This is a genomic window from Corynebacterium sp. ACRQP, assembly GCF_022345915.1.
GTDB lineage: Bacteria > Actinomycetota > Actinomycetes > Mycobacteriales > Mycobacteriaceae > Corynebacterium > Corynebacterium lehmanniae.
Window position 1 is genome coordinate 1 of record NZ_JAKRMZ010000035.1, and the last position, 20,925, is coordinate 20,925.

Genomic DNA, 20,925 nt, shown 5'->3' on the forward strand with positions numbered 1-20,925 from the left:
CCGCCACCCCCGCCGACGACAACGGGCCGGCCCCACTGGAGGACACCGCCGACGCACCCGGGACCGAGGCCGCCGACGTAGAGGAACCCGCCGCGCCCGAGCCGGCACCGGTGGAGCGCTCCCTGCCGGAGCCGGACCCGCTCTACGCCACTCCCCTGTCCATGCGCCCGAACGAGATCCAGGCGCGCCTGCGCGCCGGCGCCACCGCCACCGAGTTGGCCGAGGAGATGGGCGTGGCGGAAAGCCGCCTGGACGTCTACGCCCACCCGGTGCGCCTCGAGCGCGCTCAGGTGGCGGAGGCCGCGAAGCAGTCGCACCCGGTGCGCGAGGACGGCCCGGCCAAGCAGACCCTGTTTGAGATCCTGGCCACCGCGTTCGCGGCCCGCGGGCACTCGATCAGCGACGCGGAGTGGGACGCCACCCGCGAGCAGGGCGACAGCTGGGTCGTCCACGTCACCTGGAAGGCAGGGCTGACGGAGAACGAGGCGCTGTGGACCTTCAAGCGTTCCATGGGCTCCGCCGCCCAGACGGAGGCGCGCAACGCCATGGCCGCGGACCTGACGGACCCGGATTTCGCGCAGCCGGTGCGCTCGCTGTCCGCGGTGCGCGCTGACCGTGCCGACGTCAGTGACGAGGACGTGGCCGATGACGCTCCCGAAGCTGGTGTCACGGAGTTGCCGGTGGAGGGCAAACCGGAGGTCGTCGATACGCGAGACGATGTGCTCGAGGGCGACTTCCTGCGCCACCCGGACGAGGACGAGCAGCCGAAGAAGCGCCGCCGCAAGGCTGTCACCCCGCACTGGGAGGACGTGCTGCTGGGGGTTCGCACGAACACCAAGCGCCCGAAGCGCTGAGCATCTTAGGATGTGTGCATGAGTTTCCCAGCGGTTCTTACGCTTTGGTTTGTCAACACCGCCGATCCGGCTGGCGTGCTCGAGCGCGAGCCGAAGGCCGACCGCGGGTTCGGCCGCAAGCTGCTTTCCCAGGTCAACCCGGCGTGGCCGATCACCCCGATCGGTTCGTTCCCGCTGAACCGCTCTTCGGTGCCGGGCCGCGACGAGTTCTACATCGCAGGCTTCCCGGGTGTTTCTGTGGTGCGGATGCTTGTCGACGACTGCTCGGCCCTGTCCACCACCACCCCGTGGCTTTCGGCCCTTCCCGCCTCGGACGTATTTGTCATCGCCACCGGCACGGACAGCGACTACGGCGGGTTCGCCCACTTCACCGGCGAGACGGTGGTGCGCAGCTTCAGCGCCACCCGCACCCAGGTCATCGAGGATATGGGCCTGCCGGAGCCGTTCGAGGCGCCGTATTGGGCCGGCGAGCGCGCCGAGGCCGCCGGCGGCATCTCGCTGCCGTTCGAGCCGCGCGACTTGGCCTTGTCCGCGGAGCGGCACTGGTTGGGCGTGGACATCGGCGAGGACGGCCCCGACATCAACGTCGTCGGCTACGCGGTAGACGGCCGCCCCGAGCCGAAGATCGAGGAAAAGAAGGCGCCCGCTGTGAAGTCAGTGGACGCGGTGGCCGCGAAGTTCGCGGAGAAGTCGAAAGCGTACGACGACTACGAGGACGCCCCCGAGGACCAGCGTGGCGACGAGTTCGCCGAGCTTGCCGACGCCTCCGTGGCCGCCGCAAAGCGCATCGGCCGGGGCCTGCGTTCCCGCGCGGCAGAGCTGTGGAAGACGCTTGCGCAGCGCATCCGCCACTTCGATAGGTAAAAGCTCTCCCCTAGCGCGAGCTTGCGAGCGCTAACGGTTTCTTTCGTAAAACGCGATCGCGGCGGACGTCGCCACGTTGAGCGAGTCCGTGCCCGGCGCCATGGGGATCTTGGCGCGCACGTCGGTGGCGCGCATCGCGTGCGGGGTCAGGCCCGGGCCCTCCCCACCGACCAGAAAGGCCACCTTGTCGTGCCCCTGGATCGCGTCTTTGAGCTCGACGGCGTCGTCGGCCGGGGTAAGCGAGACGAGCCACCAGCCGGCCTCGCGCAGCTCATCCAACGAGCGCTGCCACGTCGTCGGTGTGCCGTCGAGGTGCGCGAACGGGGTGCGCAGGACGTGCCCCATGGAGACGCGCACGCTGCGCCGGTACAGCGGGTCGGCGGTGGCGGCGCCGAAGAGCACACCGTCGACCCCCATGCCGGCGGCGTTGCGGAAGATGGACCCGATGTTCTCGTGGTCGCCTACGCCTTCCAAGATCACGAGGGTGCGTGCGCCGTCGAGCACCTCGGCGACGGAAAGCGGCTCCGGCTTGTCGGCGGAGACCAGCAGCCCCCGGTGCATGTCGTATCCGGCAACCTCACCCATGATGCCGCGGGTGATCTGGTAGACCGACACGCCGCGGCGCTCGAGCTCGTCGCCGTAATCGGCCATGAAGGATTCCAGCCGCCCGCCGAAGCCGAACACGGCACGCACCGGGAAGCGGGATTCCACCAAGCGGCCGGCCACGAGCGGCCCCTCGGCGAAGACGAGCCCTTTTTCCTTGTCCGAATGCTTCAGGTCGCGGATGTCGTCGAGGCGGGGGTCCGACGGGTCGTCGATAGGCACAAGCATTTAGCTCAGCGCCGCCATGATCGGTCCCTGCGCGAAGTACACCACGAACAGGGCGGAGATGAGCCACATGATCCAGTGGATGTCCTTCGCCTTGCCGGCGAACAGGCTCATCAGGGTAAACGAGATGAAGCCGACGCCGATGCCGTTGGCGATGGAGTAGGTCAGCGGCATAGTCACGATGGTCAGAAACGCCGGCAGCGCGACGGTGAACTCGGACCAGTTAATCTGGCCGACCTGCATCATCATCAGCGCACCGACGACCACCAGCACGGGGGCCGCGGCCTCGATGGGCACGATCTCGTAGAGCGGGGTGAAGAACATCGCGACCAGGAACAGCACGCCGGTGACCACGTTGGCCAAGCCGGTGCGCGCACCGTCCGCGATGCCTGCCGACGAATCCACGAACACCGTGTTCGACGACGCGGAGGTCGCACCGCCGACGACGGCGCCGAAACCTTCGACGACCAGGGCGCGCTTCATGTCCGGCAGCACGGCGTGCTCGTCGGTAAGCCCGGCCTGGCGGCCGAGCGCGGTCATGGTGCCCATGGCGTCGAAGAAGTTCGCCAGCACAAGGGTGAACACGAGCAGCGACGCGGAGATCACGCCGATGTTCACAAACGCGCCGAACAGGTCCACGTTGCCCACGATGGACAGGTCCGGGACGCCGCCGAAGCTCTCCGGCAGGCCCGGCACCGCCATGCCCCAGCCCTCCGGGTTGTCGGCAGAGGAGCCGGCGCCGGTCAGCGCCTCAACCACCATGGCGATGACGGTGGTGAGCAGGATGCCGATGAACAGGCCGCCGCGGATGTTGCGCACGACCATGAAGCCGCAGATGAACAGGCCGATGATGAACACGAAGGTGGGCCAGGCCGCAATCGAGCCGCCGGTGCCCAGCTGCACCGGCACGGTGGTCATGGCGGCGTCGGGGATGCGGCGGACAAAGCCGGCGTCCACGAGCCCGATGGTGGCGATGAACATGCCGATGCCCACGCTCATGGCCACCTTCATGGAATCCGGGATGGCGTTGAACACGGCGGTGCGGAAGCCGGAGATGGCCAGCAGCACGATGATGATGCCGTCGATGACCACCAGCCCCATCGCTTCCGGCCAGGTCAGCCCCTGCTGCCCCACCATGGTCACCGCGACCAGGGTGTTGATGCCCAGGCCGGTGGCGATGCCGAACGGGTACTTGGCAATCGCGCCGAACAGGATGCTCATCACGCCGGCGGCCAGCGCCGTGGCTGCGGCGACCTGCGGGATGCCCAGGACCACGCCTTCGCGGTCCGGGCTGGTGCCGATGATCAGCGGGTTGAGCAGCACGATGTAGGCCATCGCGAAGAACGTCACTACCCCGGCGCGCACCTCGGTGCCGACCGTGGATCCGCGCTCGCTGATGTGGAAGAAGGCGTCCAGCGCGCCGCGCGGCTGCGGCTGGTCCTTATGCAGTTTTGCTCCGGTGGTGGTACTCACGTCGCATTAGTGTCGCACCCTGCCTGCGAAAACACCAATCGTTGGGACTCACCAACGATTATTCCCCCACGGTGGTGTCCGAGTGCGCCCCGCAGCCATAGGAGGAGGCCACCACGTGCCCGTCCGCGGAGTACTCGTTGGCGCAGATGCCGAAGTTCTCGCCCACCGGCTGGTCCAGCGGGATGTAGAAGGCGCAGGAGCGGCACGACAGCGCGGCCTTTTCGGCGAACTCGCTGTTGGGGCCGAACTCGCCGGTGCGCCAGCGCTTCTTCGCGTCCTCCAGGCCGGTGGTGGTGAGGTAGCGCTTGGTTTCGCGGCCGGTAAACGTGACGGCCTCGCGGGAAAAGGAGTCGTCGGTGACGCGGTCGTCGTCAGGCGAAAGCTCCATGATGTCGCCCGGGCCCAGGTCGCCGGGGCGCAGGCGGTCGGAGTACGGCACCCAGTCCGGCGCTTCGAGCGCGCCTTGCGACGGCACGAGCGCGACCTCGTTGACGGTGACCCAGTCCGCCCCGTCGGCGCAGGCCACCACGGCGTTCCACTCCCAGCCTGCGTAGCCGGGCACGTCGGCGGCGAAGCGGTGGGTGGCCACGTTGCGGCCCAGCCCGGTCACGCCGATGTGCTCGCCGACTTCCCCGTCGGCGATCTCGGCCAGCGCCTCCCGAGCAGTGGCGACTGCGTCGGTGGACAGCAGGGGGCTGCGCTTTCGAGGGTTGCGGGATCGGTTGTTGGATCGTGACACGGTTCCCCATTATTGCCCACGTGGTGCAGGATGGGTGGCATGGGTCGATTCACGCTTGCCGCCGTCTGCTCCGCGCTCGCCATGCTTGCGGGCTGTTCCTCCCCCGAGACCGCGGGGCCGGACACGCAGCGCCTCACCGCGCACGTCGAGGAGCGCCTGCCCTTCGACGACACCAGCTTCACCCAGGGCCTCGAGGTCGCCGAGGACGGCACCATCTACGTCGGTACCGGCCAGGTGGGCGAATCGCGTCTGTACACGCGCACGCCCGAGGGCGAGGAATTGCGCTCCGTTGATTTGGATCCGGAGTTCTTCGGTGAGGGCATCACGCTTCACGACGGCATCCTGTGGCAACTGACCTGGCAAAACGGCACCGCAATCAAGCGGGATGCCACGACGTTGGAAGAAACCGGCCGGGCAGACTTCGCCGGCGAGGGCTGGGGCCTGTGCTCCCGCCCGGACGAGGACGAGCTGATTTTCTCCGACGGCACGGCCGAGCTGCGCCGCATGGACCCGGAGACCTTCAAGGAGCGCCAGCGCTTCACCGTGACCATGGACGGCCAGCCGGTCGAGGGCCTCAACGAGCTCGAGTGCGTGGGCGACGAGGTCTACGCCAACGTGTTCACCACCACCAACATCATGCGCATCGACGCTGACTCGGGGAAGGTCACCGCCGTCATCGACGCCTCCGGGCTGGAAAACAACGCCGATCCGGATCCGAACAACGTGCTCAACGGCATCGCGCGCATCCCCGGCACCGATGAGTTCTACCTGGCCGGCAAGCGCTGGCCAGACATGTACCGCGTGACGTTTAAGCCCGAAACCGCGGCCAAGTAGGATCTTGCGCCATGGCACGCAAACGCGCAGCAACTCAGCAGTGGAAAGTCTTGGCCATCGCCCTGGTGGGCGTGGTGGTGCTGGTGGGGGCGGTCTACGCCTTCATGAGCTACCAGCAGAACAAGCCGGGCATCCCGGTGCGCGACCTCGAGGTCGCCGTGGCCGCCGGCGGGCAGACCGAGCAGGTGCCCGTATATACAGTGTGCGAACTGGACGTGGAGTGCCCCGGCGGTGAGCCGCCAAGCGTGCGCCTGCCCGATCAGGGGGATGTGACCTTCACCGTGCCCCGCGAGATCGAGCGCAACAGTTGGCGCCTGCTGCTCATCTACGACGACCCGGCCGCGAACACCGAGCGCGTGTTCACCTCCGGCGAGTCCGGCGAGGAAACCGCCCCGGCGGTGACCGAATCCGGCGCAAAGCTCGTCGTCGCCGAGATCACCACCCTGGACATTGAAAAAGGCGATGACGGGGAAGAAACTCCCGTCATCGCCACGTGGTCCGTCGGCTTCGACTAAGCGTCCAGCTCCCTGGCCACCGCCCGCAGGATCTCCGCGACCTGGCGGCCCTCCTTGCGGTCCGGGTAGCGGCCGTTGGTCAGCGCGGGCTGGACCTGCGTCTCAATCAGGGTCATGACATCGGCCAGCATGCTGCCCAGCTCCTCCGGCTTGCGGCGGTGCACGGGGCGGCGCTTCGGCTCATCGAGCACCTTAACGCGCAGAGCCTGCGGGCCGCGGCGGCCGGCGGCGAAATCGAACTCGATGCGCTGGCCGGCGACCAGCTCGTCCACGCCATCGGGAAGCACGGACTTGCCGATGAAGACGTCGTCGTCGCCCGGGTTGGACGCGAAGCCGAAGCCCTTCTCGGTGTCGTACCACTTCACCTTTCCAATAGGCATGGCATCCTCCTTCAGGTTCCGGTACATGGCCCGCCGATTGCAGGCCAAAATAAAGGCTTTACACTACACCTCCGCCCCGAAAACCGCGACTGTGACCCAGAACACCAAAATTCAATCACCCTCGCGCGACCTGCATAAACATTGATCCACATAGTCACACAAGCACCATTTCGTGCCGGTTGCGTGACACAATCGTTACAAATGGTTAGGCTGTCCCGAGAATTGGCGGTCAACGACGAGAGGAAACGAATCATGGGACGCCACTCCAAGAAGACCACCCCCAGGGGCAATAAGGCTCTGGCAGGTACCGCAGCAGTTGCAGCACTGGCAGGCATCGTCGCCCCGCAGGCAACCGCAGCACCGGATTCCGACTGGGACAAGCTCGCACAGTGCGAGTCCGGCGGCAACTGGGCAATCAACACCGGCAACGGCTACTACGGCGGCCTGCAGTTCAACTACGGCACCTGGCAGGCGTACGGCGGCGGCGAGTTCGCCCCGACCGCAGACCAGGCCACCCGCGAGCAGCAGATCATCATCGCTGAGCGCACCCTGGCACAGCAGGGCTGGGGCGCATGGCCGGCCTGCTCTGCGCGCTACGGCCTGAACTCCGCACCGACCAACCGCGACGCGCAGGCAGCGCAGGCCGCTCCGGCTCCGAAGCCAGCCCCGGCACCTGCACCGGCCGCCGCAGCTCCGGCCGCACAGACTTCCTCCACCGGCACCGAGACCGATGAGCTGTACGCGAAGCTGCGCACCGCCATCAACGCCCTCGGTTTCCAGGTCCCGGCTTCCGTCCAGGACAACTACGCCGCGAACCGCAACGACTACAACGCGTTCTACGCAGCCAACCAGCCGCTGGTGGACGCCGCCCTGGCCGGCGACTACGCCAAGGTCGCCCAGCTCGTCGGCGCCAACTTCAGCACCCAGGTCAACGACACCCTGGCTTCCCTGCAGCAGGCCTACCTGCCACGCTAAGCGCTGAAGCACTGACACATTGAAACCCCGCCTCCGGGCGGGTTTTCTTTTTGCCCCAGCCAGACCGTCTAGCACGGAGGGCAAACCTGCTAGACGATCACGATCCGCGCCATACGTTTCCCCAGGTCGTATTGCGCTTGATTGTCAATAAGCGCCGGATCGTCTAGCAGTCCACCGACTCTGCTAGACGATCAGCGCAGAGACCACGCGCGCCCCCAAACACACGAAAAAGGTGGCCCCGCCACGGGGGTCACCTTTGGTACGTCGCTAAGCGAAAGCTAGCGGTTGATGCGCGTGGTCGGGTGGACGTAGCCGGTCTCCTCCGCCTTGAGCGGCAGGATCAGCTCGTCGCCGAACGGGCTCGCGGCGCCGGTGAGCTTGGAGGAAATCTCGGTGACCGGGTGGCCGTTACCAGGGGTGTGCGTGGGCCACGCCGGGTTCGCGCGACCGATCTTCTCTACATCTTTAGCCATGCCCCTCATTCTTTCACGCCGGGCAAGAAAACGCACGTAAACTCACCCCCGCAATGTCTACCTTCCCCGAAATCTTGCAGTCGCTTAGCGACGATCAGCTCCGCCTGCTCATCCGCACCCGGCCGGATGCCTTCTTCCCCACCCCTCCCTCGGCTGGGTCGTTGGCCACGCGCCTAGGCCTGCCCGGCTCCGCGTCGCGGGCGTTGCGCCAGCTCACTGCCGCCGACTTGGCGGTGCTGGAGCGGCTCGCCGACGCCGGCGCGGAGCTCGACCCGGTGGACGCGGGCGAGCTCGGCGACGTGGCGCACCTGCGCGAGCTCGCCCTCGTCTTCGGGCCGGTAGAGGCGCTGCGAATCTCCCCCGGCACGCTCACCGCCCTGCCCCCTGGCTGGCGCGTGACCGACACCCTGCCGGAGGGCGCGGCCGAGGCGTTGGACGCGCTGCCCGCCCGCGAGCGCAAGGTGCTGGAAACCCTGGCCTCCTCGGGTGGGGTGGGCACGACCTCGGCGGCGGGGCCGGACGCGGACCCTTCAGCGCCGGTGGCGAAGCTGCTTGCGGCGGGCCTGCTGGTGCGGGTGGACGCGAACACTGTTCGGCTGCCGCGGCCGGTGCGCGACGCGATGCGCGGGATCACTCCGCGGGAGTTCCCCCTGGCACCGCCCGCAGTGGACGAGGTGGACCAGTCCGCGGTGGACGAGGCCGCGACCTCGGCGGGCTTGGACGCCGTGCGCCAAATGCGCCAGCTGGTCATGGCGCTCATGGACCGCCCGGTCACGCTGAACAAGGACGGCACCGTCGGCGTGCGCGCCGCGGCGAACCTGGAAAAGGAACTCGGCTTCGACCCGAGGCTATTGATCACCATCGGCGAGGCGGCGGGCCTTATCGGGCGCGGCAACGTCGACGACGAGGACGTGCTCGCCGCTACCCGCGACGCGCTGACCTGGATCGACGCCACGCTGTCGGACCAGTGGGCGATCCTCATGGTCGGCTGGGCCGCTTCCCCGTGGCGCTCTGACACCGTCGCAAAGCTTTTGTCCACGGACATGCACGCGCCCGCGGTGCGCCACGCCCGCACAACCATCCTGCGCCACGCGGGCAACGTCGACCAGCTGCTGTTCCACGCCCCGCTGGAGGCGAGCGGGTTCTCCCCGCAGCTCATCCAGGCGGTGGTGGATGAGGCCCAGTTCGTCGGCGCGCTCGCCGGCACCCCGCAGCCGGCGCAGTCCTCTCCCCTGTTGGCGTTGCTGGACGGCCGCGATGGCGAGGACGTCGCCGCCGCGGCCAAGCAGCTCGTGCCGGCGTCCGTCGACACGCTGATTGCCCAGGGCGACATGACAATGCTCGCCCCGGGCCCACTCGAGCCGGACATGGCGTCGTTTTTGGAGCGCATCGCCGAACTCGAATCCCCGGGCCTGGCCAGCGTGTGGCGGGTCACGGAGGCGTCGGTGCGCCGCGGCCTGGACGGCGGGCTCACCGCCGAGGAGGTCCACGCCTGGCTGGGCCGGCACGTCATGGGCAAGGTGCCGCAGGCAATCGCGTTTCTTGTCGACGACACCGCCCGCACCCACGGCGCCATCCGCGCAGGCAGCGCGCTGAGCTACATCCGCTCCGCGGACCCGGCGCTGATCGCCACCGCCGCCGAGCGCTGCGGCCTGCGCGTCCTCGCCCCCACCGTCGCGGTGTCGGACCAGCCGCTGACCAAGCTCATGGCGCAGCTGCGTGCGGCAGGGATGCAGCCCACCGCGGAGGACGGCACCGGCGCGACGCTGAACATGGCGCCCGAACCCGCGCTGGTCGCCGCTACCCCGTCTACCCTGCCGCGCACCCCAAAGGCCACCGAGGAGCAGGTCGAAGCCATCGTGTCCAAGCTGCGCGCCAACGCCGGCTCCGACACGGACACCGGGGCCGGCAACATCTTTGAGACGCTGCGGGCGGCGGCAAGGGCGAGGCGGCATGTGGCCGTCGGTTTCGTCGATAAGCAAGGGCGCGGCCGCACCCTCACCGTCCTGCCGCTGAGCGTGTCCGCGGGGCAGGTCGACGCACTCGACGAGGCCGCCGATCGCGTGGTGCGCATCGCACTGCCGCGCATCACCAAAGTGGTGCTGGCCTAGCGGCTGACGCGCTCCAGGATTTCCAGGATGTGCTCGTAGTCCTTACCGGTCGCGGCGGTCAGCCCCAGCTCGCAGGTGCGGTTGGACGAGGCGTGCGTCGCGGAGCCCAGCTCCTCGGCCTGCGCCGCCTCGCGCTTCGTCGCGGCGTGGGTCAGCTCCGGGTGCAGCATGCCGCGGTCGCCCGCGTAGCCACAGCAGTTCCACTCGGCGGGCACGCGCACATCTTCGGCCGCGGCAGCAGCGACGCGCTCCAGCGTATCGACGATCCCAAGGTGCGTCGCCGAACACGTCGGGTGCAACGTCACAGAGTCCACCTTCTTCTTCACCTCGAGGCGCTCGAGCACCTGGTCTTCGACAAACTCGATGGCGTCGATGACGGTGATGCCGATGACCTCGGCCATGTCGCGGAAGCCGTGCGTGCAGCTGGACGCGTCCACGACCACCGGCAGGCGCCCGCCGTCGGTGGCGGCGATGAGCTGGTCGTTGACCCGGCGCTGCATGATGTCGTTGCCGGTGCTCATGCCTTTCGACGCCCACGGGGTCCCGCAGCACATCCCGTCAATCCCCTCCGGGACGACGAGCGCGAGCCCGGCGCGCTCCACCAGTTTCGCGAACGCCTCGGAGGCGCCGACGCCGTCGCCCTGCGGGCCGAACATGGAGTTCACGCAGGCGGGGACGAACACGCCGGCGGGCTCCGCGCCCGGCGCGCCGATGCGGGTGCCGAACGCCTTGGAGCGCTTCACCCCGCCCTTGGACAGCTCGGGGCGGTACTGCGGCACCGTGTCCTCGCCCACCAGGGCGCGGGCGACGTCGGTGACCTTCTGCACCAGTTTGGTCGGCAAGTAGTAAGCACCGGTCAGCGCGGTGGAAGCCAAGGTGTTGCCCGGCCCCCATGCCTTCGCTGCGGCCGCCCAGCCGGCGGATTCCGCGGCGCCCGCCTGGCCTCGGCGCAGCGATTTGATGAACTTGCCGGTGTCGATCTTCACCGGGCAGGCGGTGACGCACATGGAGTCCACGGCACAGGTGTCGATGCCGTCGTACTGGTAGGCCTCGTCGAGGTGCTTGACCAGCTCGGTGTCGCCTTCCTGGATCGCCTTCGCGCGGGCGCGGCGCACGACGATGCGCTGGCGCGGGGTCATGGTGATGTCGCGCGAGGGGCACACCGGCTCGCAGTAGCCGCACTCCACGCACGAGTCGATCTCGTCTTCCACCTGCGGGTTGAGCTTGAAGTTCTTCATGTGCTCGCGCTCGTCGTCGGTGATGATCACGCCCGGGTTCATCACCCCGCGCGGGTCGGCGGCGCGCTTGAGCTCCTCCATGACCTCATAGAGTTCATCGCCGTACTGGCGGCGCACGTACGGCGCCATCACGCGGCCGGTGCCGTGCTCGGCCTTCAGGTTGCCGCCGGCGCCGAGCACGAGGTCGACCATCTCCTCGTTGAAGCCGTCGTAGCGGCCCAGGTTCTCATCGCCCTCGAAGCGGTCGGTGATGAGGAAGTGGATGTTGCCGTCCTTAGCGTGGCCGAAGATGACGGCGTCGTCGTAGCGGTAGGCGTCGAAAAGCTGCTGCAGCCCGCCGCACGTGTCGGCCAAGTCGCCCACGGGTACCGCGATGTCCTCGAGCAGCGCGGTGGTGCCGGACGGGCGGGCCTCCGCGACCTGGGCGTAGAGGCCCTTGCGGAAGGCCCAGGCCTTGGCGGCTTCGGCGGCGTCGGTGGTGAACGCGGCCGGGGTCTGCAGCTCGAAGCCCTCCAGCAGCTTCGCGCCGGCGGCCTCGTATTCGCGCAGCTCGTCGGCCTCGTTGGCGTGGTACTCGATCAACAGCGCGGCCTGGCCGGACAGTTCGAAGCCGGTGATCTGCTCCGGCACCGAGTCGAAGGTGCGGCCGACCTTGATGGAGCGCGAGTCCATCAGCTCAAGCGTGGCGGCCTTCGAGTCGAACAGCGCGGGCAGCGAGCGCGTCGCCGCGTCCAGCGTCGGGTACACCGCGATGGTGGTGGTCTTCAGCTTCGGCACCTCGATGGTGCGCAGCACAGCCTCCGCGATGAACGCGAGCGTGCCCTCGGAGGCGACCAGCAGGTGCATGAAGATGTCCAGAGGCGACTCGTAGTCCAGGAACGCATTCAACGAGTAGCCCATCGTGTTCTTCAGCGCGAAGTGGCGCTCGATGGTGTCCACGGATTCCTTGTTCTCCCGCACGCGCCGCTTGAGGCGCTCCAGCTTTGCGACGAGCTCCGCCTCCTCCCGCGCAAACTGCGCCTCCGCGTCCTTATGCGCCGTGTTGATGACGGTGCCGGAGGGCAGCACGAACGTCATCGATTCGATGGTGTTGTAGGTGTTGTACTGCGTGCCGCAGGCCATGCCGGAGGAGTTGTTGGCGATCACGCCGCCCATCGTCGCCGCGCCTTCGGACGCCGGGTCCGGGCCGATCTTGCGGCCGTACGGGGCGAGGTGGGCGTTGACCTGCCGCACCGTAGAGCCGGGCTGGACGCGCACCCGCGCGCCGCCGTCGAGGACCTCCACGCCGCGGAAGTGCTTGCGCACGTCCACCAGCATGCCCGCGCCGCCGGCCTGGCCGGACAGTGAGGTGCCGCCGCCGCGCAGCACCACCGGGGCGCCGGAAGATGCTGAGGCGCGGAAGGCCGCCGCCACGTCGTGGGCAGTGCGGGCCTCCACCACCACGTCCGGGGTGTAGAGGAAGTGCGACGCGTCGTGGGCGTACTTGATCCGGTCGATCGAGCGGGTGGAAAGCGCCTGGTCGGAGCCGAGTTCGCGGGATAAATGCTCTGCGGGGGAGGAAATGGTTGTGGTCATGAATCCATGCTAGCCCCCTGTGAATTCGCAGAATGCATTTCACAACTGTTGACAAAGCGTTGGGTTTATACAACACTTCATTGCATGTCGCCGAAGAAGCTACCGAAGGACCCGATATATAACCGGGTCCGTGTCCTCCGCGCCGAACGCGACATGACACGGACCCAGCTCGCAGAACTGATCAACGTCAACCCGCAAACCGTCGGCGCGCTCGAGCGCGGCGACCACTCCCCCAGCCTGGACCTGGCCTTCCGCGTCTGCGAGGTCTTCGACCTCCCCGTCGAGGCCGTGTTCTCCCGCACCGAGTTTCCCCCTATGTCGAAGGAGCTGTACACCAAATGAACCGCATGGACCGTGAGAGAAAAACAAAAGCGCTCATTGCCATTTTCTTCTTAGCCATGCTCTTTTTCATCGTCTGCACCGCACTCCAGCTAACGCTGAGCCAGTGGTGGCTATCGACCTTGTCGCTCGCTTCCGTCATAATCAGCGTGCTCGCATTGGCACAGATCAGAGCGGAGAACGGCAACGCCGACACCATTCCAGAGGACCAGCTCGACGAGTACGAGCGCAGCGTGCTGGACACCTGGCGCAAGCGTGCGATGAAAGCATTCGCTCTGCTCAATGGCATCGGCGGTTTCGCTTTCATGCTTACCGGTGAGCTGCTTGACGGACCTGGCAGCACTGCCTTGGTAGCCGCCGGGTACTTCATGCTGTTCACCTTCCTCATCGTCTACCCGCTGCCCATGGTCGGCTTCGCTGTTACGTTTAACCGCAAGGAGGACAAGTGACCACAATCGAAATCCGCGACCTGAACAAGCGCTTCGGCGACGTCCACGCCCTCGACGGCATGAGTTTCACCGTCCACGACGGCGAAATGTACGGCTTCGTCGGCTCCAACGGCGCCGGCAAGTCCACCACCATGCGCATCGCGCTCGGGGTGCTCGCCGCAGACTCCGGCGAGGTGCTCCTGGACGGCCGCCCGCTTGACGACGACACCCGCCGCCGCATCGGCTACATGCCCGAGGAGCGCGGCCTGTACGGCAAAGAGAAGATCCTGGAGCAGCTGGTCTTTCTGGCCAAGCTGCACGGCGTCGACGGCAAAGCCGCCAAGCAGCGCGGCACCGAGCTGCTCGAGGAACTCGGCCTGGGCGAGCGTGTGAACGACAAGCTCGACGACCTCTCCCTGGGCAACCAGCAGCGCGTCCAGCTCGCCGCCAGCCTCATCCACGACCCCGACATCCTCATCCTTGACGAGCCGTTCTCCGGCCTCGACCCCGTCGCCGTGGACGTGATGAGCACGATGCTCACCGACCGCGCCCGCGCCGGCGTGCCCGTCATCTTCTCCTCCCACCAGCTGGATCTGGTGCAGCGGCTGTGCGACCGCATCGGCATCGTCACCCGCGGCCGCATGGTGGCCGAAGGCACCGTCGACGAGCTGCGCGCCCACGGCCCCATCCGCTTCAAGGTGGGCACCCAAGCCCGCGGCTGGATCCCGGAGGGCATGAAGCTTATCGACGACTCCGCCACCCACGTCATCCTCGAAGCCCCGAGCGTCCAGGACGACCAGCGCATCCTGCAGGCCGCCATGGCCGCAGGCCCCGTCCACGAGTTCACCCGCGTCGTGCCCGACCTGGCCGACCTGTTCAAGGAGGTTGTGCAGTAATGCAGACTTACTCCCCCATGCACACCATCACCACCACCGCGGCGCGCGAGATTCAGATCCTGCTGCTGAAAAAGGGCGTGGTCATCACCTTCGTCATCCTGCTTCTGGCCATGGTCGGCTTCATCGGCTTCGCCTCCTGGCAGAAGAGCAAGGACGACGCTGAGGGCGGCGACGCGAAGACTGCGGTGGCGACCGTAGGCGTCGATAAGCAATTGCTCGACGGCGCCGGGTACGACGCCCGCGAAACTGCGAGCCGCGACGACGCAGTGCAGTTGGTGCGCGACGGCGACGTCAAGGCCGCGCTAGTGGCCGAGGGCGACCAGTGGGAAGTGATCTCGGACGGCACCCCGTCGGCGGGCCTCATGGAGGGGATGGAGGCGCTCGCCGACAGCTACACCCGCGCCGAAACGCTGGACACGCTGGGCATTTCGCCCGCGGATTACGAGGCGGCGTCCCGCAGCATCGACATCGTGCCTGTGGACGTGGACGAGGCCAGTGGCGAAGACTTCGAGCAGCAACTGCTTCGCCTGCTCACCACATTCGTGGCGCTGATGGTGGTGATCTTCACCGTGATCACCTTCGCCGCGCAGGTGGGCAGCCGCGTGACCGAGGAGAAATCCTCCCGCGTGGTCGAGCTCGTGCTCGCCTCCGTGCGCCCGCTGGATTTCCTGGCCGGCAAGCTGCTGGGCACACTCGTGCTGGGCTTCCTGGCCACCGCCGTGCTGCTCATCGTCGGCGGCGTTGGGCTGAAGGTCTCCGGGCTCGTGGACGACATCGCGTTCGACTGGTCCGTCCTCCCCGTGCTGCTGATCGCCTGGCTTCTGGCCATGCTGTTCTTCGGCGCCCTCTACGCCGCCGCCGGCGCGATGGTGCAGCGCACCGAGGACCTGCAGTCCACCCAGATGCCGATCCTGCTGCTCATCATGGCTTCCGCCTACATCCCCGGCTTCGGCTGGATGAACACCGATGCCACCTGGATGCAGGTAATGAGCTGGATCCCGCCGTTTTCCATCTTCGCCGCGCCGCTGTCGTATGCCGCCGGGGACTTCACCGCGCTGCAGCTGGCCGGCTCGTTTGTCCTCGCCGCTTTGGCGACGGCGCTGGCAGTGTGGGCCGCCGCCCGCATCTACAAGCGCACGATCCTGAACAACGGCAGCGTGACCAAGTGGTCGCAGCTGCTGCGCAGGGGCTAGGGGTCGATGTGCATCACTAGATCCATACTTTGGTGAAGCACACGGACCACATCGATCGCAGCGTCCTGTTCACGGTAGAAGATGATGTGGCTTCCTATCGCTTTCTTCCGGTAGCCAGGGCGCACTTCGTCCGCCCATCGCCCGAGCCGTGGATTTTCGCTGATGAAGTCCAGCATCTGGAGAATCCCGCCAACATATCGTTCAGCTTGATCCAGCCCCCATCGTGTGGCCGTGTAGGACCAAATTTCTTCGAGATCGACCTCTGCCTGGCGCCTAAGCCGATATTTCATGCTCGTTCTTCATTCGCTCTATAAACGCTCCCGGGTCAAAGTCCTGGACGACTTCGCTGTTTTCCCCCTTTTCAAGCGCGGCGTTAAGAAGAGCGAATTTCCTCTCCCGCTCCTCCACGAGCCGCAGCCCCTCGCGCAGGACTTCGCTGGCGGATGCGTAGCGGCCGTCCTGGATGAGCCGGGCGATGAACTTGTCGTAACGTTCGCCGAGTACAACTGAAGTGTTTTTCGCAGCCATGCACCGTAGACTACCAAGTCCTACTAACACGAAGGAGTAGATCGCATGGCTCTCGGCGACGGCCCCCTGATCGTCCAATCGGACAAGACCGTCCTGCTCGAAGTCGCGCACCCGGACGCGCCCAAGGCCCGCGCCGCGCTCGCCCCGTTCGCGGAGCTCGAGCGCGCGCCCGAGCACATCCACACCTACCGCATCACACCCCTGGCGCTGTGGAACGCCCGCGCCGCCGGCTTCGACGCCGAGCAGGCCGTGGACGTGCTCGAGCGCTACTCCCGCTTCCCGGTGCCGCAGGCGCTGCTCGTCGACATCGCCGAAACCATGGCCCGCTACGGCCGCCTCAAGCTGGTCAAACACCCCGCCCACGGGCTGATCCTAGAGGCGGACGACCCCGCGATCCTCACCGAGGTCACCCGCAGCAAGAAAATCCAGCCGCTCATAGCGAAGCCTATCGACGACACCACCGCCCCCGTCCACCCCTCCGCCCGGGGCCAGATCAAGCAGGAGCTGACCAAGCTCGGCTGGCCGGTGGAGGACCTGGCCGGCTACGTCGACGGCGAGTCCCACCCGATCGCGTTGAACCACGACGGCTGGGAGCTGCGCGACTACCAGCAGTACGCCGCCGAATCCTTCTGGGAGGGCGGCTCCGGCGTGGTGGTGCTGCCCTGCGGCGCCGGCAAAACCATCGTCGGCGCCGCATCGATGGCGCAGGCGCAGACCACCACGTTGATCCTGGTCACCAACACCGTCGCCGGCCGTCAGTGGCGCGACGAGCTGCTGCGCCGCACCACCCTCACGCCCGAGGAGATCGGCGAGTACTCCGGCGAGAAGAAGGAAATCCGCCCCGTCACCATCGCCACCTACCAGGTGGTCACCCGCAAGACCAAGAGCGAATACCGCGCGCTCGAACTTTTCGACTCCCGCGACTGGGGCCTGATCATCTACGACGAGGTCCACCTCCTCCCCGCCCCCGTCTTCCGCATGGCCGCGGACCTCCAGTCCCGCCGCCGCCTGGGGCTTACCGCCACGCTCGTGCGCGAGGACGGCCGCGAGGACGACGTGTTCTCCCTCATCGGGCCCAAACGTTACGACGCGCCCTGGAAAGAACTCGAGATGGCCGGCTACATCGCCACCGCCGAATGCGTCGAGGTCCGCACCACGCTCACCGACGAGGAGCGCCTCACCTACGCCACCGCAGAGACCCGCGAGCGTTACCGTCTGGCGGCCTGTTCGGCGGGCAAGCTGGAAGTCGTCGATAAGCTTCTTGCAACGCACAAGGGACAGCAGACCCTGATCATCGGCGCGTATGTGGAGCAGTTAGAGGAGATCGCATCGCGTATCGACGCTCCCCTGGTCGACGGCAAAACCACCACCAAAAAGCGCGAGGAGGCCTTCCAAGCCTTCCGCGACGGGGAAATCTCCACCCTGGTGGTGTCCAAGGTGGCCAACTTCTCCATCGACCTGCCCGAAGCCGCCGTGGCGATCCAGGTCTCCGGCACCTTCGGCTCCCGGCAAGAAGAAGCGCAGCGCCTGGGGCGGTTGCTGCGCCCGAAGGCCGACGGCGCCGAAGCGGTGTTCTACACCGTCGTCGCCCGCGACACCCTAGACTCCGAGTACGCCATGCACCGCCAACGCTTCCTCGCCGAGCAGGGCTACGCGTACCGGCTCGTGGACGCCGCCGACCTGTAAACCGCGACCTTTAAACTTGGAAGCCATGAGTGGCATGAAGGTATTCAAGTTCGACGTCGACGAGGACTTTGCAAAGCAGCACAACGAAATGGTGCGCGACACCCGCAGCCTTGTCGCCTCCGGTATCGCGATCTTTGTCATTTCCCTGATCGTCGGCGTTGCCGTGTGGTTCCTGGTGGACCCGTCGTCGCCATGGCACTGGCTGGGCTCCTTTGGCGCCGTGCTTTTCGGCATTCTGATGCTGGTGGTGGCACTGCTGATCCCCCGCAGCGTGGGCAAGACCCAGGATATTTACGACTCCAACCCCCTCGCCCCCGCCATCATCACCGAGCGCGCCGGCACCACCGTGACCCTGACCGCGTTGGTGAACGTGAACGTCGACCCCGAGCTGCCGCCCCGCTGGGCCATTACCTCGCGTGTGGTGCGGCCCCTGCCGAACACGTCCGACAAGGTGGGCACCAAGGTGCCCGTTGCCGCCGTCGGTGCGCAGCGTTCCTCCCGAGACCAGCAGCACTGGCAGGCCATCACCCCCATGCCGATAGCCTGGGGCACCCCCGACGAGGCCGTGGTCGCCTCCGCCCGCAAGTCCATCCCCCAGGACCAGTGGTCCACGCTGGAGCGCGCCCGCAAGAAGGCCGAGCTCATCGAGCAGTCCAAGAACTCGCTGGTCGAGCTTTAACGTTCTCGAGCAAAGCACTCACCCTTGCACCCGCGCCAGATCCCGCATCGGATCGGCCGCGGGTTTCATATTTTGTTCGTCTCTGCTCGCGGGACTTCGTTGGCGGGCACCCATTGTTGGTGTGGGCGTGGTTGTCCGCAATGCGGAGGTCCGCAAGCGTCAGGCCGTGTCCGCGGCGACGCCATGAATGAGTGGTTGTGCACGAATCAACAGCGGTGCCGCATTTGCCTAGGTCGATTCTGGGCGGGTGGGGGCGTTTGGTCGATTCGTGCAATTCGTGGGTTCGGACCCATTGTTGGTGTGGGCGTGGTTGTCCGCAATGCGGAGTTGGCCGGCCCGAAGAATGCATGCATCCGGGGCCGCGGGATCCGCACCAGTGATGGGTGCCGGTGTGGTTGTCCGCAATGCGGATGCCAGCAAAGGCCGCCGCCAGCTGCGGTGTTCTCGCAGAAGTTGACGAGCGGCCGGTTTTCGCCCGCCGTTTCCCCAGGTCGCAAAACGCTGTTGTCGGGTTTTACGAGCCCCCAACACCCAGCCAGCAGGTTCGTGGGTGCGCACCCATAGTTGGTGGGCTCATTGTTGTCCGCAATGCGGAAGTCCGCAAGCGTCAAGGCGTGGCAGCGGCACCGCGTGGGCTACCGGTTGCGCACTAATCAACAGCGGGTCCGCGTTTGCCCAGATGGGTTCTCCGACAGTGGGGGTGTTGTGTTGGTTCGTACAATTCGTGGGTGCGGACCAATGATGGGTGCGGGTGTGGTTGTCCGCAACACGGACCCCACATCGCCACCCTGGCCATCGCAGGCATCGCGGGTCTGATCTCCTTGATTGCCCTGCTGGCACCGTTCGCTGTGGACCGTGCCCTCGGCCCGATCGCTAAGTTCTAGCCAGAACTACATGCCCAACATCGGCAGTTTAATACCGAAGTGGGGCAGCGCAAAGAACAGGCCTGCGATGACCAGCAGCGCCGCAACCACCCCACCGACAATGGCTGGCACGTTTACGTCAGCCTCGGCGGTGGGGTATTTCACATTCGCCCGCATGCCCTTGGTGCAGGTTTCGGCGGCGGTGGCGTCGGCGTCGTCGATAAGCATGCGCTTCGCAGCGACCTTGCCGGACGGGGTTTCCGCCCACGCCTTGTACACGTCGCCATCCTTCGCGGTCAGCGGCGTCTCCATGCGCTTCGTGTCCGGGCCAACGCGCCACGAATCCGTGTCAATCGCCTCAAGCGTGCGATGCACCGTCGGCTCCGACTCCTTCATCGTCTTCTGCGCATCCGCATACTTTGCGACAAGCCTCTCCGGCAACAACTTGCCAAACTCCGCCTTCTCACCCTTGAGCGCCTTCTCGTTCTCCGCAACAACGCCCGGGTAGACCTGTTCAATCGCCGCGATGAGGTCGCGAGCCTGCTCGTAGTCACCGATCGCCTTGGACTCGTCGAACCACGACTCGATGAAACGCTTCTCAGCCGGCGCAAGCTTCACGGCGCACACGCCGTCCTTGCTCTTTGCTGCGACGGTAGCGGCGTTCGCCGGGGTCGCGGCGGCAGCGCCGAGTGCGAGCGTTGCTGCGGTTGCGTACGCGGCGATACGGGTGGTGGTGCTGGTCATGATTTTCCTCCTCGGAGTGGGTGTACGGACTGTACCACCTCAGTGTCCAGAAAGGCGTGTTGCGACAGCGTTAACGCGGGATGGCGGAGGGTGGCTGCCTGTTAGGATCCTGGGCGAAAACACCGTGTCAGAAGCAATGTGATGAACCAGGGGTGATGGAAATTTCACAAATGCAGTTAACCGCTTTGCAAGGCAATGGAGTTTCTCCATCAGAACCATCTCCGGTCGATTACGGTTTTATGCTGCTCACGTTGGCGGCTGTGGTGCTATTAGTTGCCAGTATCATTGTATTTTTCAGGCAACCTAACAGACGATGGTCGGATGTCTGGATCGTGCTCTTTCTGGTGTTCATACCCGTGGTAGGACCGTTGGCGTATCTACTGCATGTGCGGTCCCGCGGAAAGCGCGACAAAAGGGCCACATCTAACCCTCCGACACGCCGATAGCGGACACACTTTTTGCTACTTAACCCCCACAATGCAGCCCGGGCGACAGTAACGGGGCTGGCATGCAACACAAAAGGAAGGCACCCGCTACAAGACGTGGTGTCTTGTGGCGGGTGCTGTGTTTGAAGTTGTTGGGTCGGCGGTAACCTACTCTCCCACTCCCTCCCGGGGGCAGTACCATCGGCGCGGGCGGGCTTAGCTTCCGGGTTCGGAATGGGACCGGGCGTTTCCCCGCCGCCATCAACCACCGACACACCTTATCAA

At 66.5% G+C, this 20,925-nt stretch carries 21 protein-coding genes and 1 rRNA gene; 12 read left to right on the top strand and 10 right to left on the bottom strand.

The genetic code is table 11. The features are described 5' to 3' along the window. Positions 1 to 854: septation protein SepH (sepH, locus tag MHY23_RS11370; protein ID WP_239307643.1), on the top strand; the 854-nt coding region annotated here is incomplete at its 5' end. Positions 855 to 872: 18 nt separating this feature from the next. Further along, positions 873 to 1,718 (top strand): hypothetical protein, encoded by an 846-nt coding sequence (locus MHY23_RS11375; protein ID WP_239307644.1) that lies wholly within the window; start codon positions 873 to 875, stop codon positions 1,716 to 1,718. 30 nt (positions 1,719 to 1,748) lie between these two features. On the opposite strand, the gene MHY23_RS11380 is transcribed toward MHY23_RS11375, so the two are convergent. Genes MHY23_RS11380 through MHY23_RS11390 form a run of 3 tightly spaced genes read right to left on the bottom strand, consistent with a single transcriptional unit; the run spans position 1,749 to position 4,758 of the window. Further along, the gene (locus MHY23_RS11380; protein WP_239307645.1) at positions 1,749 to 2,549 is read right to left on the bottom strand and encodes an RNA methyltransferase; all 801 of its coding nucleotides are present in this window, start codon (positions 2,547 to 2,549) and stop codon (positions 1,749 to 1,751) included. Then, positions 2,550 to 4,019, bottom strand: coding sequence for an NCS2 family permease (locus MHY23_RS11385; RefSeq protein WP_239307646.1), 1,470 nt, complete (start codon positions 4,017 to 4,019; stop codon positions 2,550 to 2,552). 58 nt (positions 4,020 to 4,077) lie between these two features. After that, entirely contained in the window at positions 4,078 to 4,758 is a 681-nt protein-coding gene (locus tag MHY23_RS11390) for a DUF3027 domain-containing protein (RefSeq protein WP_239307647.1), read from the bottom strand. Positions 4,759 to 4,797: 39 nt separating this feature from the next. Here MHY23_RS11390 and MHY23_RS11395 point away from each other — a divergent pair, with 39 nt between their 5' ends. Together MHY23_RS11395 and MHY23_RS11400 are read left to right on the top strand one after the other, a co-directional pair. Continuing rightward, complete coding sequence (locus tag MHY23_RS11395) at positions 4,798 to 5,592, top strand: glutaminyl-peptide cyclotransferase (protein ID WP_239307648.1); 795 nt, start codon at positions 4,798 to 4,800, stop codon at positions 5,590 to 5,592. Positions 5,593 to 5,603: 11 nt separating this feature from the next. After that, positions 5,604 to 6,107: a DUF2771 family protein gene (locus MHY23_RS11400; protein ID WP_239307649.1), complete on the top strand. Its 504-nt coding sequence runs from the start codon at positions 5,604 to 5,606 to the stop codon at positions 6,105 to 6,107. Here MHY23_RS11400 and MHY23_RS11405 read toward each other — a convergent pair. After that, complete coding sequence (locus MHY23_RS11405) at positions 6,104 to 6,487, bottom strand: cold-shock protein (protein ID WP_181890031.1); 384 nt, start codon at positions 6,485 to 6,487, stop codon at positions 6,104 to 6,106. The two genes, MHY23_RS11400 and MHY23_RS11405, sit on opposite strands and share 4 nt — an antisense overlap. A gap of 252 nt (positions 6,488 to 6,739) precedes the next feature. On the opposite strand from MHY23_RS11405, the gene MHY23_RS11410 reads away from it, so the two are divergent. Then, entirely contained in the window at positions 6,740 to 7,462 is a 723-nt protein-coding gene (locus MHY23_RS11410; RefSeq protein WP_239307650.1) for a resuscitation-promoting factor Rpf1 domain-containing protein, read from the top strand. Between the two features lie 278 nt (positions 7,463 to 7,740). Here the strand turns inward: MHY23_RS11410 and MHY23_RS11415 are convergent, their stop codons facing one another. After that, positions 7,741 to 7,935, bottom strand: a complete 195-nt coding sequence (locus MHY23_RS11415) for a hypothetical protein (RefSeq protein ID WP_034999421.1) — start codon at positions 7,933 to 7,935, stop codon at positions 7,741 to 7,743. A 53-nt stretch (positions 7,936 to 7,988) separates the two neighbouring features. Between MHY23_RS11415 and MHY23_RS11420 the strand changes: the two genes are divergently transcribed. Next, positions 7,989 to 10,046, top strand: a complete 2,058-nt coding sequence (locus MHY23_RS11420; protein WP_239307651.1) for a helicase-associated domain-containing protein — start codon at positions 7,989 to 7,991, stop codon at positions 10,044 to 10,046. On the opposite strand, the gene MHY23_RS11425 is transcribed toward MHY23_RS11420, so the two are convergent. Then, a complete protein-coding gene (locus tag MHY23_RS11425; protein WP_239307652.1) occupies positions 10,043 to 12,859 on the bottom strand; it encodes an FAD-binding and (Fe-S)-binding domain-containing protein in 2,817 nt (938 codons plus the stop codon). The two genes, MHY23_RS11420 and MHY23_RS11425, sit on opposite strands and share 4 nt — an antisense overlap. Positions 12,860 to 12,943: 84 nt before the next feature. On the opposite strand from MHY23_RS11425, the gene MHY23_RS11430 reads away from it, so the two are divergent. Genes MHY23_RS11430 through MHY23_RS11445 form a run of 4 tightly spaced genes read left to right on the top strand, consistent with a single transcriptional unit; the run spans position 12,944 to position 15,715 of the window. Next, positions 12,944 to 13,201 carry a helix-turn-helix transcriptional regulator gene (locus MHY23_RS11430; RefSeq protein ID WP_239307653.1) on the top strand — a complete coding sequence of 86 codons (258 nt, stop codon included), beginning with the start codon at positions 12,944 to 12,946 and terminating at the stop codon, positions 13,199 to 13,201. After that, positions 13,198 to 13,647, top strand: a complete 450-nt coding sequence (locus MHY23_RS11435) for a hypothetical protein (RefSeq protein WP_239307654.1) — start codon at positions 13,198 to 13,200, stop codon at positions 13,645 to 13,647. The genes MHY23_RS11430 and MHY23_RS11435 overlap by 4 nt, the downstream gene beginning before the upstream one ends. Next, positions 13,644 to 14,522 carry an ATP-binding cassette domain-containing protein gene (locus MHY23_RS11440; protein WP_239307655.1) on the top strand — a complete coding sequence of 293 codons (879 nt, stop codon included), beginning with the start codon at positions 13,644 to 13,646 and terminating at the stop codon, positions 14,520 to 14,522. Before MHY23_RS11435 ends, MHY23_RS11440 begins: the two co-directional genes overlap by 4 nt. Continuing rightward, the gene (locus MHY23_RS11445; RefSeq protein ID WP_239307656.1) at positions 14,522 to 15,715 is read left to right on the top strand and encodes an ABC transporter permease; all 1,194 of its coding nucleotides are present in this window, start codon (positions 14,522 to 14,524) and stop codon (positions 15,713 to 15,715) included. The genes MHY23_RS11440 and MHY23_RS11445 overlap by 1 nt, the downstream gene beginning before the upstream one ends. Here MHY23_RS11445 and MHY23_RS11450 read toward each other — a convergent pair. Next, positions 15,712 to 16,005, bottom strand: a complete 294-nt coding sequence (locus tag MHY23_RS11450; protein ID WP_181890025.1) for a type II toxin-antitoxin system RelE/ParE family toxin — start codon at positions 16,003 to 16,005, stop codon at positions 15,712 to 15,714. The genes MHY23_RS11445 and MHY23_RS11450 overlap by 4 nt on opposite strands. Then, positions 15,989 to 16,243 (bottom strand): type II toxin-antitoxin system ParD family antitoxin, encoded by a 255-nt coding sequence (locus MHY23_RS11455; protein ID WP_239307657.1) that lies wholly within the window; start codon positions 16,241 to 16,243, stop codon positions 15,989 to 15,991. The genes MHY23_RS11450 and MHY23_RS11455 overlap by 17 nt, the downstream gene beginning before the upstream one ends. A gap of 45 nt (positions 16,244 to 16,288) precedes the next feature. Here MHY23_RS11455 and MHY23_RS11460 point away from each other — a divergent pair, with 45 nt between their 5' ends. Continuing rightward, positions 16,289 to 17,929, top strand: a complete 1,641-nt coding sequence (locus MHY23_RS11460) for a DNA repair helicase XPB (protein WP_239307658.1) — start codon at positions 16,289 to 16,291, stop codon at positions 17,927 to 17,929. A 25-nt stretch (positions 17,930 to 17,954) separates the two neighbouring features. Further along, positions 17,955 to 18,608: a DUF3239 domain-containing protein gene (locus MHY23_RS11465; RefSeq protein ID WP_370645855.1), complete on the top strand. Its 654-nt coding sequence runs from the start codon at positions 17,955 to 17,957 to the stop codon at positions 18,606 to 18,608. 890 nt (positions 18,609 to 19,498) lie between these two features. Here the strand turns inward: MHY23_RS11465 and MHY23_RS11470 are convergent. Further along, complete coding sequence (locus MHY23_RS11470) at positions 19,499 to 20,215, bottom strand: hypothetical protein (protein ID WP_239307659.1); 717 nt, start codon at positions 20,213 to 20,215, stop codon at positions 19,499 to 19,501. A gap of 580 nt (positions 20,216 to 20,795) precedes the next feature. Next, a 5S ribosomal RNA gene (gene rrf / locus MHY23_RS11475) occupies positions 20,796 to 20,913 on the bottom strand. Between the last annotated feature and the right edge of the window lie 12 nt (positions 20,914 to 20,925).